This window comes from Faecalicatena orotica (assembly GCF_003149245.1).
Classification (GTDB): domain Bacteria; phylum Bacillota; class Clostridia; order Lachnospirales; family Lachnospiraceae; genus Faecalicatena_A; species Faecalicatena_A orotica.
The window spans coordinates 49,092-61,748 of the sequence record NZ_QGDL01000011.1 but is presented as its reverse complement, the minus strand read 5'-3'; the positions used below and the strand labels follow the sequence as shown (position 1 = coordinate 61,748).

12 protein-coding genes and 1 pseudogene are annotated in these 12,657 nt (G+C 43.3%); 11 read left to right on the top strand and 2 right to left on the bottom strand.

Annotated elements, in window-relative coordinates:
• Positions 1-13: 13 nt before the first annotated feature.
• The 8 genes and pseudogenes from A8806_RS17455 to A8806_RS17420 all read left to right on the top strand — a co-directional run bounded on the left by A8806_RS17455 (position 14) and on the right by A8806_RS17420 (position 7,409).
• Positions 14-355 (top strand): DUF6145 family protein, encoded by a 342-nt coding sequence (locus A8806_RS17455; RefSeq protein ID WP_109732443.1) that lies wholly within the window; start codon positions 14-16, stop codon positions 353-355.
• Positions 339-1,109 carry a type III pantothenate kinase gene (locus A8806_RS17450; protein ID WP_109732442.1) on the top strand — a complete coding sequence of 257 codons (771 nt, stop codon included), beginning with the start codon at positions 339-341 and terminating at the stop codon, positions 1,107-1,109. The genes A8806_RS17455 and A8806_RS17450 overlap by 17 nt, the downstream gene beginning before the upstream one ends.
• Positions 1,110-1,122: 13 nt before the next feature.
• Entirely contained in the window at positions 1,123-2,082 is a 960-nt protein-coding gene (gene dusB, locus A8806_RS17445; protein ID WP_109732441.1) for a tRNA dihydrouridine synthase DusB, read from the top strand.
• A 143-nt stretch (positions 2,083-2,225) separates the two neighbouring features.
• Positions 2,226-2,711, top strand: a complete 486-nt coding sequence (gene greA / locus A8806_RS17440; RefSeq protein ID WP_109732440.1) for a transcription elongation factor GreA — start codon at positions 2,226-2,228, stop codon at positions 2,709-2,711.
• A 51-nt stretch (positions 2,712-2,762) separates the two neighbouring features.
• A pseudogene (gene lysS, locus A8806_RS17435) lies at positions 2,763-4,277 on the top strand (lysine--tRNA ligase); the annotation flags it as partial.
• 225 nt (positions 4,278-4,502) lie between these two features.
• A complete protein-coding gene (locus A8806_RS17430; RefSeq protein ID WP_003525258.1) occupies positions 4,503-5,108 on the top strand; it encodes a helix-turn-helix domain-containing protein in 606 nt (201 codons plus the stop codon).
• 108 nt (positions 5,109-5,216) lie between these two features.
• On the top strand, positions 5,217-5,882 hold the full coding sequence (locus A8806_RS17425) for a phosphatase PAP2 family protein (RefSeq protein ID WP_022156502.1): 666 nt from the start codon (positions 5,217-5,219) through the stop codon (positions 5,880-5,882).
• A 135-nt stretch (positions 5,883-6,017) separates the two neighbouring features.
• Entirely contained in the window at positions 6,018-7,409 is a 1,392-nt protein-coding gene (locus A8806_RS17420) for a zinc-ribbon domain-containing protein (RefSeq protein ID WP_066733313.1), read from the top strand.
• Positions 7,410-7,659: 250 nt separating this feature from the next.
• Here A8806_RS17420 and ant(6) read toward each other — a convergent pair whose 3' ends face one another.
• Both ant(6) and A8806_RS17405 read right to left on the bottom strand, forming a co-directional pair.
• The gene (gene ant(6), locus A8806_RS17410) at positions 7,660-8,532 is read right to left on the bottom strand and encodes an aminoglycoside 6-adenylyltransferase (RefSeq protein WP_002582178.1); all 873 of its coding nucleotides are present in this window, start codon (positions 8,530-8,532) and stop codon (positions 7,660-7,662) included.
• A gap of 54 nt (positions 8,533-8,586) precedes the next feature.
• On the bottom strand, positions 8,587-9,354 hold the full coding sequence (locus A8806_RS17405) for a nucleoside phosphorylase (protein ID WP_002582179.1): 768 nt from the start codon (positions 9,352-9,354) through the stop codon (positions 8,587-8,589).
• 619 nt (positions 9,355-9,973) lie between these two features.
• On the opposite strand from A8806_RS17405, the gene A8806_RS17395 reads away from it, so the two are divergent.
• From A8806_RS17395 to A8806_RS17385, 3 genes are all read left to right on the top strand, one after another.
• The gene (locus tag A8806_RS17395; protein ID WP_109732439.1) at positions 9,974-10,798 is read left to right on the top strand and encodes a ParA family protein; all 825 of its coding nucleotides are present in this window, start codon (positions 9,974-9,976) and stop codon (positions 10,796-10,798) included.
• Entirely contained in the window at positions 10,755-11,699 is a 945-nt protein-coding gene (locus tag A8806_RS17390) for a ParB/RepB/Spo0J family partition protein (RefSeq protein ID WP_014635909.1), read from the top strand. Before A8806_RS17395 ends, A8806_RS17390 begins: the two co-directional genes overlap by 44 nt.
• A 232-nt stretch (positions 11,700-11,931) precedes the next feature.
• On the top strand, positions 11,932-12,636 hold the full coding sequence (locus A8806_RS17385) for a hypothetical protein (protein ID WP_041179104.1): 705 nt from the start codon (positions 11,932-11,934) through the stop codon (positions 12,634-12,636).
• The last annotated feature ends 21 nt before the right edge of the window (positions 12,637-12,657 follow it).

The following is a 12,657-nucleotide window of genomic DNA, read 5'->3' as shown; positions in this document are numbered from 1 at the left end:
GGAACACTGATATATGGAAGATGAGATTGTACTTTGTGCCGCCAGTTCTTATGAACGGAAGTTCTATCTGAACCCGGAGTTTGAGTCACTCCCGGACAGCATCAGGCAGGAGCTTCAGATCATGTGTGTGCTGTATACGGAAGATGTGGGCGGCGTGTTAATGGTCGTATACGACGAGAATGGAAATCTGGAACTGAAGGTCGAGCATCAGGAGGATGACCTGAGGTTTGATGAGATAGGAAGCGCACTGAAGATCAAAGAGCTTCAGCGCACGAAAGTAGAATTGTTTGAATCTCTGGAGCTGTTTTTCAAGGTTTTCTATTTAGGGGAGGATATTGATGTTACTGACGATTGATGTTGGAAATACAAATATTACGCTTGGTGTGTTTGACCACGATAAGTTAGCCGGTACGTTCCGGATGACGACAAAGCTGCCGAGGACGTCGGATGAATACGGACTGACGATCTGCGGCATACTGGAACACAGAGATGTGGTCCCGAAGGATATTGATGCGGTTATCATCGCATCGGTCGTGCCTGACATCATGCATTCTCTTGGGAATGGAATTATTAAGTATCTGAAGGTAAAGCCGCTGATTGTATCGGCCGGAATCAAGACAGGCATCAGAATTGTGACAGAGAACCCGAAGGAAATCGGTCCTGACCGTATTGTTGATGCGGTGGCCGGTTATGAAATCTGCGGAGGACCGGTGATTGTAGTCGACTTTGGAACTGCTACCACATACGACCTCATCGGACCGAACGGAACCTTTGAAGCAGGCATCACGGCACCCGGCATTGAGACGGCGGGACGCTCCCTGTGGGGCGGGGCGGCTATGCTGCCGGCGATCGAGATCAAGAAGCCGCAGTCCATCCTGGCAAAGGAAACGATCTCCAGTATGCAGGCGGGACTTGTGTATGGAGCCATCGGACAGACGGAATATATTATAGAAAAGATCAAGGAAGAATCAGGTTATCAGAATGCGGTTGTTGTCGCGACAGGCGGCCTTGGAAAAATCATCGCACAGGAGACGGACAGTATCGATGAGTACAGGCCGGACCTGACTCTGGAGGGACTTCGCCTGATTTATAATAAAAACAGAAAATAGTGAGATAATAGAGATGAAACAGTTGAGAATTGGTAATGTACAGCTTGAAAATTCTTATATTCTGGGACCTATGGCAGGAGTAACAGACCTGCCATTTCGCTTGCTGTGCAAAGAGCAGGGGGCGGGCCTTGTATGTATGGAAATGGTAAGCGCCAAAGGAATCCTGTACAACAACAAGAATACAGAAAGCCTTCTGGAAATCCATCCCGAAGAGATGCCGGCTTCCCTCCAGTTATTCGGTTCCGATCCGAAGATTGTAAGTGAGATGGCAAAACGAATCGAGGAGCGCCCGTTTGCGATTCTGGATATCAACATGGGCTGCCCGGTCCCCAAGGTTGTCAAAAACGGGGAAGGTTCAGCACTTATGAAGAACCCGAAACTTGTATTTGAACTCGTATCAGCAGTGGTAAAAGCAATCGAAAAACCTGTTACCGTTAAAATAAGAAAAGGTTTCGACGACGATCATATAAACGCGGTGGAAATCGCTAAGATCATTGAGGAGGCCGGTGCGGCGGCAGTTGCCGTGCACGGGAGGACGAGAGAGCAGTATTATTCCGGAAAAGCAGACTGGGACATCATCCGGCAGGTGAAGGAGGCTGTCACCATCCCCGTGATCGGAAACGGCGACGTAAACTCCGGGGAAAAAGCGATAGCCATGCGTGAGCAGACAGGCTGTGACGGTATCATGATAGCGAGGGGCGCCCAGGGAAACCCGTGGATTTTCTCAGAACTTCTGGAGTATGAAAGAAGCGGCACACTCCCCCCGAGACCTTCGGTTGAGGAGATTAAGAAAACGATGCTTCGCCATGCCAGACTTCAGCTGAAATTTAAGGGGGACTTTATAGGCATGCGGGAAATGAGAAAGCATGTGGCATGGTATACGAAAGGGATCCACGGCGCGGCCAGATTCAGGGAACTGATTAATAAGGTAGAGACTTACGAAGAACTGGAAAATATCTTGACATCATTATAGGGATTGGGTATAATATTGAAATTGTGAAATATAAATTTAAACAGGACAAGAATCAGGACTATCCGGTTCTGGTATTGGGGCATAAAAAGCGGAAATGAAGTTACAAAAGCAGAGGAAACGAATAAGAAAGGGAGCAGTTAACAATGGCAGAATCAAAGAAAAGATTACTTACTTATGCAGGTCTGAAAGCACTTGAAGACGAACTTGAGAATTTGAAAGTAGTCAAACGTAAAGAGGTTGCAGGAAAGATTAAAGAAGCCAGAGAGCAGGGAGACTTATCCGAGAACGCAGAATACGATGCAGCGAAGGACGAACAGCGCGACATCGAGGCCCGCATCGAGGAACTGGAAGGTATCCTTAAGAATGCAGAAGTAGTTGTAGAAGATGAAGTTGATTTTGATAAGATCAACGTAGGGTGTAAAGTAAAGGTATTTGACGTGACATTCGATGAGGAGATGGAATTCAAGATCGTAGGATCTACAGAGGCTAACAGCCTTGAAGGCAAGATTTCCAACGAGTCACCGGTAGGTCAGGCATTGATGGGCAAAAAAGTAGGCGAGACCGTAGACGTAGAGACACAGGCAGGACAGATCCAGTACAAAGTACTCGAGATCAGCCGTTCAATGTAATAAAAACCAATGAAAGCAGACCCCTTATCAACAAGGGGTCTGAATTCGCTTATGAAGGAAGGAGAGAATACAGTGGCCGAGCAGCAGAAAAAGAATCAGAACAACGCACAGGAACCGGACCTGAATCAGTTAAGAAAGGTGCGCCGTGAGAAACTGGCAGACTTACAGAATAATGGGAAGGATCCGTTTGCCATAACAAAATATGACCAGTCACACCACAGCCAGGAGATTAAAGATAACTTCGAGGAACTGGAAGGAAAGACCGTATCCATCGCAGGACGTATGATGTCCAAGCGTGTCATGGGAAAGGCATCTTTCTGTAATGTTCAGGATTTAAAGGGGAATATCCAGTCATACGTGGCAAGAGACAGCGTCGGGGAAGAGCCATATAAAGAATTCAAAAAAATGGACGTGGGTGATGTTGTGGGCATCGTCGGAGAAGTATTCCGGACGAAGACAGGAGAGATTTCTATCCATGCAGCAAGCGTGACACTGCTCTCCAAGAGCCTCCAGATCCTGCCTGAAAAGTTCCACGGACTGACGAATACAGACATCCGTTACCGCCAGAGGTATGTAGACCTGATCATGAACCCGGAAGTAAAGGATACCTTCATCAAGCGCTCCAAGATCTTAAGCGCAATCAGAAGATACCTCGATTCAGAAGGTTTCATGGAAGTCGAGACACCGATGCTTGTAAGCAATGCAGGCGGCGCTGCTGCAAGACCATTCGAGACTCATTTCAACGCTTTGGATGAGGATTTTAAGCTTCGTATTTCTCTCGAATTATACTTAAAGAGACTAATCGTAGGAGGAATGGAACGCGTCTATGAGATTGGACGGGTATTCCGCAACGAAGGTCTGGACACAAGACATAATCCGGAATTCACACTTATGGAATTATATCAGGCATATACAGACTACCACGGCATGATGGACCTGACAGAGAACCTGTACCGCCATGTGGCACAGGAAGTACTTGGAACTACGAAAATCGTTTATAACGGCGTAGAGATGGATCTTGGAAAACCGTTTGAAAGAATCACGATGGTAGATGCTGTCAGGAAATATGCAGGCATTGACTTTAATGAAATCAAGACAACGGAAGAAGCAAAGGCACTTGCAAAAGAAAAAGGCATCGAATTTGAAGACAGACATAAGAAGGGGGATATCTTAAGCCTGTTCTTTGAGGAATATGTAGAAGAACATCTCGTTCAGCCTACATTCGTTATGGACCACCCGATCGAGATTTCACCGCTCACAAAGAAGAAGCCGGAAAATCCAGACTACGTAGAGAGGTTCGAGTTCTTCATGAACGGCTGGGAAATGGCAAATGCTTATTCCGAGCTGAATGACCCGATCGACCAGAGAGAGCGGTTCAAAGCTCAGGAAGAACTGCTGGCACAGGGCGATGAGGAAGCGAACACGACAGATGAGGACTTCCTGAATGCACTGGAGATCGCTATGCCTCCTACAGGCGGAATCGGATTCGGAATCGACAGAATGTGCATGCTGCTTACAGATTCAGCTGCAATCCGTGATGTGCTGCTCTTCCCGACAATGAAGTCCTTACCGAACGACAAGTAAGAAAACCCCAGTATTTATGCGGGTTTCGGGACTTTCCAAACCGAATAAATTTACCTCTTTACACCAAATTTACACCAATCGGTGCTAAAAACGGTGCAGAGACTAAAAAATCGCATAATTTACGGAATGAATGGGCAGTCCCATAGTGGGATTGCCCATTTCTAATAAAGGATACATTCGTATCTGAGTGCAAAAGGAATGTTTATTATGGAATTAAGTGAAAAATTACAAGAGTTGAGGAAAGAAAAAGGACTCACGCAGGAAGAACTTGCGGAAGCGTTATTTGTGTCTCGCACTGCAATTTCTAAGTGGGAATCCGGCAGAGGAGTTCCCAATATCGAGTCATTAAAAGCAATTTCAAAGTTTTTTTCAGTGTCAATAGATGAGTTATTGTCCGGTGAAGAAATACTTAAAATTGCTGACGAGGATAATAAGCAAAAGGAAAAACATACAAGAGACTTAGTGTTTGGTTTACTCGATTGCAGTTTGATTATGTTTCTGTTTCTGCCTTTCTTTGGACAAAAGGGTGATGAGATTATAAAAGAGGTATCTTTACTTTCGCTGACAGGTACCCCGCAGTATATCAAAATACCGTATTTAATTATTGTATTTGGAATTGTACTTACAGGTGTTTTGCTTCTCGCTCTACAAAATTATGAAGCAGTGTTTTGGTTGAAACACAAACATCAAATATCCATTGTGTTAAGCACAGTTGCTACAATAGAATTTATGATAACACTTCAACCTTATGCAGCCTTTTTCACTTTTGTTTTCTTGGCGATAAAGTCTCTGATGCTGATAAAATGGCGATGATACGAAGCGTGTCGCCAATGTGACGGTGAAATTCTTTTCATTTTTATTCATTCCACCTATATTGTAAACAGGCGAAAGCCAAATAATTATGGCAAAGGATTGATAAAAATGAAAAAAGAAAAAAGTCAAAAAGTATTGCTTTCAGGAATAGCAATGGTAGTGTTATTTATTTTGTGGACAGTGGCAATAAGCCTTATTGATGTTCAGCCCATCGGGCCACAAAACTCTTCTGTTGGATTTGCAACCTTGAACGGCTTTATCCACAGCCTGACAGGTGTGCATATGGCAATATATACCGTTACGGACTGGTTAGGACTGATACCGCTTTGCTTTATTTTGGGATTTGCGTTGCTTGGACTTATACAGCTTATTAAAAGAAAAAGCTTATTCAAGGTCGATTCCAGTATTTTGGTGTTGGGAGCATTCTATATTGTTGTAATGGCGGCATATTTGTTTTTTGAATTTTATGTTGTCAATTACCGCCCGGTATTGATTAACGGTTTTCTTGAAGCTTCGTATCCATCATCGACAACCTTGCTTGTTATGTGTGTTATGCCGACAGCTGTTATGCAGCTAAACAGTAGAATTAGAAATACAAAAATGAAAAGAGCATTTGCCTTTGCTTTAATTGCATTTACTGCTTTTATGGTAATTGGCAGGTTGATATCCGGTGTTCATTGGATTACTGATATTATTGGCGGGGCAATTTTAAGTGCGGGTTTAGTGATGATTTATTATAGTGTAACCACTCTTATTGCCCGACAGGAAAGATAAAATTCTAACTGAGGAATCACTTATTGACCTTGAGAGATATTTTCTCCCAAGGTCTTTCTTATTATTCGCAAACTACACCAATCCCGATTTTCTCAATATAATTGGGATAATCACAAAGGAAGGGGTGGTTGTACTATGACGGGCAGTTTAGCAAGCGTTCATCCGGAGCTTATTCCTGAATGGTCAGAGAAGAACTTACCGCTAACGCCGGATAAGATAACCTTCGGTTCAAATAAAAGAGTGTGGTGGAAAGGTGCTTGCGGACACGAGTGGGAAACGAGCGTCAAAGCTCGTTCAAAGGGCGAGAAATGCCCGATATGCTCAGGAGCGAGAGTAATAGAGGGTATCAATGATTTAGCCACATTGAAGCCCCTGTTGGCTCAGGAGTGGTCTAAAAAGAACAAATTAAAGCCTACCGAGGTATCTGTCGCTTCTCATAAGAAGATTATTTGGAAATGTAAACACGGACACGAATGGGAAGCAAGCGTTAAAAGCAGAACGGTAAACGGCACAGGCTGTCCATACTGCTCACATAATAAAGTCCTTGCCGGATTCAATGACCTTGCTTCACAGTATCCCGATATTGCTGCTGAATGGTCTGACAGAAATCTTCCGTTGCTGCCTACAATGGTAACAGCCTTTGCAAACAGTAAGGCTTGGTGGAAATGCAAAGATTGCGGAAACGAGTGGTACACTCTTATTTCAACCCGTTCCGGTGGGAGCAGATGTCCGTATTGTAGCGGATATACATTGCTCAAAGGATTTAATGACTTGGCGACTACGCACCCTGACCTTGCGGCTGAGTGGTCAGAAAGAAATTATCCCCTAATGCCTGATGAGGTAAACGCAAAATCAAGACACAATGTTTGGTGGAAGTGTAAGACCTGTGGCAATGAGTGGAAGTCCGTTATCAATGCTCGTGTAAAAGGAACAGTATGCCCGGTTTGTGCGGACAGGGCGGTTCTTGCAGGATACAATGATTTAGCCACAACGGACAGGAAACTGCTTGCTGAATGGGATTACGAAAAAAACTCTCTGCTCCCGACACAAGTGTCAAGAAAGTCAATGAAAAGTGTGTGGTGGAAATGTTCACTTGGACACTCTTGGAAAGCAAAAATCAGCGACAGAACAATTATCGGAGAAAAATGCACTGTGTGCGAAAACGAATATCGCTCCGTGTTCCCCGGCTTGGCTGTCGCCTATTACGCCAATCAAAAAGGACTAAAGGTACAGCTCGGTTCGGATAAACTATTGGGAATACCTCTTGAAACATACATTCCGTCAGAAAAGCTGGCGATAGAATTTACGAACGGCTCAGAACATATGGAGGTTCTCAAAAGCCACTTATGCAAGCAACGAAATATAAAACTCGTAAAACTCCCTTTTAAGACAACCGAAACGGAAGCGGAGTATGCCGACAGAGTAAAAGCAGTTTTCAAAAGCGTACATATCTTTATTTATTCTGATGTCGAAGCAGATGTTTCGGTAATCAGAGCAAAATTCAATGAATGGAGGAAGCGACTGTGAGAGAAGAAAAGTTCCATATCTATCTTAATGATGACGAATATAGCAGAGTAATACAAACACTTATCCGCTTAAAGAACAGTCTGATTTCACAAGGCAGATACACCGACGGAGTTGACGATGTTCTCTGCAAGGTGCTTTCAACCAAGAAAAGAAAGCTCAAAATCAAATATATCTGAACACGAAAAGAGACCGCCTACACGATGTAAGCGGTCTTTGCTAATTTAGAGTAAGTTCGACAAATTGGAATTTGTCAATACCTATTACCATAAAGATATTTATTTGAAATTCTCTTTTGTGTTTCCAAATATTTTGTAACGTTTTCATCATAATCAGGATAATTATAACCAAGTGAATCTGCCACTTTTTTAGATATTTTTTTGAACAAACATAGACACAAATCAAACGATTTCCACATTTCTTCATACGAACTCATTGAATATGTATTTAGTAAGTTATCCCACAATTCTTTTGAAATATGCTTATCTAAAAATTTATAGTTTTTACCCAAACTGAAATTAAATCCTTTTTCAGTACCGACATACCAACTAATCATCCTAAGAAGCTCATGACGTAATACTTCATTCATATGGTCTATTGCAAATAGTATTTCACCACGAAGTAAGCCCTTGGATACATATGTTGCAACATTCCAAAATTCGTTACAACAGTCATCAAACTTTCTTTCTGTTGGACACTTAATGTAATAATCTTCATCTGTGGGAACTATTTCTGTTTTAATCATATTATCTTTATCTAACATGATTTTTACAAGTTTATCGCGAGTAAGATACTCCTCAAGCATTGAAACAGGTAACAAAGTTAAATCAATCTTTACACCATCATCAAAAAGCATTATATAAGAAAATCCTTTTTCTTCTGGAGGAAATAATTCCATATCTTCAGGTTTTTGCATCATAATTCTGTTACCAAAAACACTAAGCCAGTCATCGCTTTTCAAAAATTCTCCCATATCTATAACAAAAAAAGTAATATCATAATCTTGAAGATTGTCTTTTGGTATATTAACATTAGTGCGAGACCCCTCAAGAGTTACAATTCTAATTCTCTCATCTTGAAAAGCAAAATTCAAAACTAAATCGTATATTTCTTTTTCAGTCCTCATTTCATTCACCTCAATAAAATTATATCACAAAAAAAAGATTGATTCTAACTGTTCTTATAATTTGATAACCGCATCAAGGCAGAGCGTAAGTGCATATTCGTATGCATTACCGCCCCAGTTTCTTTCGTCGTATTTGTCAACATCTGCAAGACTGTCTGCGGTATAAAGTATCATACCCCAGGTTGCCCCTCTGAAATCAGCACAGGCCGCCAGAGCAGAACATTCCATTTCTACAACTGCACAGCCTTCACTTTTGCGATAAGCCACCTTTTCTTTGGTTTCACGGAAAAATCCATCCGTTGACCAGGTTATAACCTCCTGATATTTCATACTATGCTCAAGAATGGTTTCTTCAATTGCTTTTCTTGCCTTCTCGCTGATTTCCACAAATCGAGAAGGGGGCGCATAGTGATAAGATGTTCCCTCATCACGCAGAGCCTTGTTTGGTACGAGGAATGTACTTTCGGGGAACTTTTCCAGAGCACCGCAACTACCTGCCGAGATTACCTCTCTTACACCATAACCAATCAGCCAATCAAGTATCTGTGTGGCTGCTGCCGCACCAACGGGTGCTTGACAAAGCACAATGTCCTCACCCTTGTATTTGGTGATGTAAATGGGATAATGCTTCGTTGCACTCTCAAAAGTGGATACCTGTTTGGTATCACTTTTACTGGCATATTCATCTATGTAAGCACCAAGAAATGCGAACACACATTTCTTGGGTAAGTTCAAACCAAGATTTTCATGAGTGGGATTAAGAACTGCTGTCTGCTCTGTATCAAACTCCAAAATCGGTATTTCGTTTTTAATAATAGCCATACTATCTCTCCGTCAAATTCTTATTTGTCTTTCTCTTAATTTCCTATTATACACCAAAATTATGAATATTTCTACCCGCCGTCTATTGACCTCAATTACGAGGGAAATAGGCGGCTTTTTTGTTTCTAAAAAAATATTTTCAAGAATTTTTTGAAAAAGGGGTGATTTTGGGTGTGCATTTTGACCCCCTTTGTCCAAATGAGTGAAGGGGTTAATTCCGAACCACGAAAAGGTCAGCCCATTCACTTGTATTTTGACAACTGAATAAATCATTCACTAAGACTTTATTTCTGATGATTTTAGCCACCTTATCGGGTACGCCGTGACTTCTGCATTGCAGAACAGCGAGAACTCCCGGTATAAGTAGTAGGTTGTCCCTGTTACGGCGATGACAGTCAGAAGGATAATGATACTTCTCTACGGAGCTGGCGGAGTACCCGGCAGAGGTGAAATTCCTATGATACAGATTAGCAGTCTGTTCCTTAGTGACTTCCCGTGAGCTTATTGCTCGGCAAGGGGTGTTGAGAACAAATATTGCCCGACCGGTTAGGAAATGAGCCGGTCAAGTACATAGCCATACTGCGATGGCTATGAATTTTACGAAAGGAGGACGCACAAAGTGTCGAACTGCAAAACGATTGCGATATGCAATCAAAAAGGCGGAGTTGGAAAGACAACCACTACGGTAAACCTCGGCGTCGGTCTTGCAATGCAGGGAAAAAAAGTGCTGCTCATAGACGCAGACCCACAGGGCGACTTAACCACTTGTCTCGGTTGGCAGGATACAGACAACTTGGGTATCACGCTTGCAACGAAACTCACAGATGTCATAAATGAAACGATGAATGACCCTACGGTCGGTATTCTGCACCACGACGAAGGTGTTGACCTTGTTCCTGCAAACCTTGAGCTTTCTGCAATGGAATTTAACCTTGTCAACGCAATGAGCAGAGAAACAGCCTTGAGAAATTATCTCAGCGAAGTGAAGGACAAATACGACTATATCCTTATAGATTGTATGCCTTCTCTCGGAATGGTAACAATCAATGCTCTATCTGCGGCTGACAGCGTTATTATCCCTGTTCAGGCTCAGTATTTACCGGCAAAAGGAATGACGCAGCTTGTTCAGACCATTTCACGAGTAAAGAAGCGTATCAATCCGGGCTTAAAGATTGACGGTATTCTTCTCACTTTGGTGGATAGCCGTACCAACCTCGCCAAAAGCACGATAGAAGCTCTGAGAGAGAACTTCGGTAGTCAAATCAAGATGTATAGAACATATATCCCGATTGCCGTAAAAGCCGCAGAGACTTCTTCCAAAGGCAAGAGCATTTTTGCCTACGAACCCAACAGTACGGTGTCAAAGGCGTACACCGAATTTACAAAGGAGGTGTTAGCCGATGGCAGGAAGAAAGAGCGACTTCACTCTCACGAAGCTCGATGACTTATTTTCTACGCAGGAACAGAGAGATGAAGAAAAGCTTTCAAAAATCCGAGATATTCCCTTGACTGAGATTGACGATTTCCCCGACCACCCTTTTAAGGTGCGTGATGACGAGGATATGGCACAGCTCATTGAGAGTATTAAGGAACGAGGGGTAATCACTCCGGCGACGGTAAGGCAGAAAGAGGACGGCAGATACGAACTCATTTCAGGACACAGGCGAAAGCGAGCCTGTGAGCTTGCCGGGTTTGATACGCTCCGTTGTGAAGTCGTTGAACTGAACCGAGACGAAGCCACGATTTTAATGGTTGAGAGCAACTACCAAAGGTCGCAGATACTTCCCTCGGAAAAAGCCTATGCCTACAAAATGCGTTTGGAAGCAATGAAAAGGCAAGGAGAACGCACGGATTTAACTTGTGACCCACTGGGGGACAAGTTGGTGGGAACAAAATCTGTAATGTTGTTAGCTGATAAATCAGATGACAGCAAAACGCAGATTCAGCGATATATTCGCCTTACAAACCTTGTTCCCGAACTTTTGGAATATGTGGACGAGGGGCGAATTAAAATGCGACCGGCGGTTGAATTGTCTTTTCTCGATGAGGACAGTCAGCGTGATGTGGTTGATGAAATCGACCTGAACGACGCAACCCCGTCCCACGACCAAACAATCCGTATGCGAAAGTTCTTTGAGGAGGGCAAGCTAACAACCGAAGCAATCCAAGCGATTATGTCGGAGGAAAAACCAAACCAAAGGGAGAAAATTGTTTTGAGGGGCGACAGGGTTCGACAGCTTATCCCGAAGAATATTCCCATAAGCCAAACGGAGGATTTTGTGTGCAAGGCGTTGGAGCATTACAACAAGTTTCTGCGAAGCAGAGCCGACCGTGACAGCCGATAGCCTTCCCCCTTTCTCACACTCTAACCCCTATATATACCGGCTATTAACCTGCTGAAAAATATACTCTATCTCCCTTGAGTATATCTATCTCTAATAACATATAGCTGTCTATAAAAGGGTTCGCACATTTGGAGCAAAAGCAAAATGTCTGCTACGATAAAAAGTTCAGCCAATCGCACCTTTGATGTTTTTTGCCTGATTGAGTACGATTAAGGCGAAAGGAGCGATGGATATGAAAAACAGGCTAATACCTTGTGTTCTTGCCTGCCTGATGATTTTTCTCGTAGGTTGTAGCGGTAACACAGCCAAAGAAGCTGCACAGGAGATAACGAAAACAGAGACTTCTTTTCCGGCTGGTAATACCGAAACAAATTCTCAGGAAGAAACGGCAGAAGAACCGGAAAGCACGGCAGTTCAGGAAGAAACACCATTTACGGCAGAAGAAAGCCAGTCAACCGCTGAAAGTCAAACGGCTGAGACTGTTCAGACAAAACCGGCGGAAGAAAAAACGGCTGATACTCCCGCAACCGAAAAGCCAAAGGCAGAGCCACCAAAGCAGACAACCACGCAGGCTGAATCCGAAAAACAAACGGAGCAGCCGAAAGAACAGACAACTGCCGAACAAAAGCCGGTTGAAAAGCCGACTGAAAAGCCGGCAGAACCGAAACCGACAGAGCCGCCCAAGCAGACATTCGATGTCAGCCCTTATGTAAGTTACGCAAAAGAGTATGCGGTAAGCATAGGACTTTCTCTTGACAGCACGGCGACAGAATGTTGGGACAATCCCATATCCGCAAATCCTAACCGAAGCGGTATCAAGTCTGATATTGAGAGCAGACTTAACCGATACAAGAACAGCGAGGGTTTTACCGCTGTGTGGATATGGACAGAAAAACTATCCGATACGGAGTACAACATCTATATCGGCTACTGCTAAAACAAAATAATTTTAAGCAGA

Coding starts and splice junctions, on each gene's coding strand:
- A8806_RS17455 (WP_109732443.1), top strand. CDS start 14: ATGGAAGATGAGATTGTACTTTGTGCCGCCAGTTCTTATGAACGGAAG.
- A8806_RS17450 (WP_109732442.1), top strand. CDS start 339: ATGTTACTGACGATTGATGTTGGAAATACAAATATTACGCTTGGTGTG.
- dusB (WP_109732441.1), top strand. CDS start 1,123: ATGAAACAGTTGAGAATTGGTAATGTACAGCTTGAAAATTCTTATATT.
- greA (WP_109732440.1), top strand. CDS start 2,226: ATGGCAGAATCAAAGAAAAGATTACTTACTTATGCAGGTCTGAAAGCA.
- A8806_RS17430 (WP_003525258.1), top strand. CDS start 4,503: ATGGAATTAAGTGAAAAATTACAAGAGTTGAGGAAAGAAAAAGGACTC.
- A8806_RS17425 (WP_022156502.1), top strand. CDS start 5,217: ATGAAAAAAGAAAAAAGTCAAAAAGTATTGCTTTCAGGAATAGCAATG.
- A8806_RS17420 (WP_066733313.1), top strand. CDS start 6,018: ATGACGGGCAGTTTAGCAAGCGTTCATCCGGAGCTTATTCCTGAATGG.
- A8806_RS17405 (WP_002582179.1), bottom strand. CDS start 9,354: ATGGCTATTATTAAAAACGAAATACCGATTTTGGAGTTTGATACAGAG.
- A8806_RS17390 (WP_014635909.1), top strand. CDS start 10,755: ATGGCAGGAAGAAAGAGCGACTTCACTCTCACGAAGCTCGATGACTTA.
- A8806_RS17385 (WP_041179104.1), top strand. CDS start 11,932: ATGAAAAACAGGCTAATACCTTGTGTTCTTGCCTGCCTGATGATTTTT.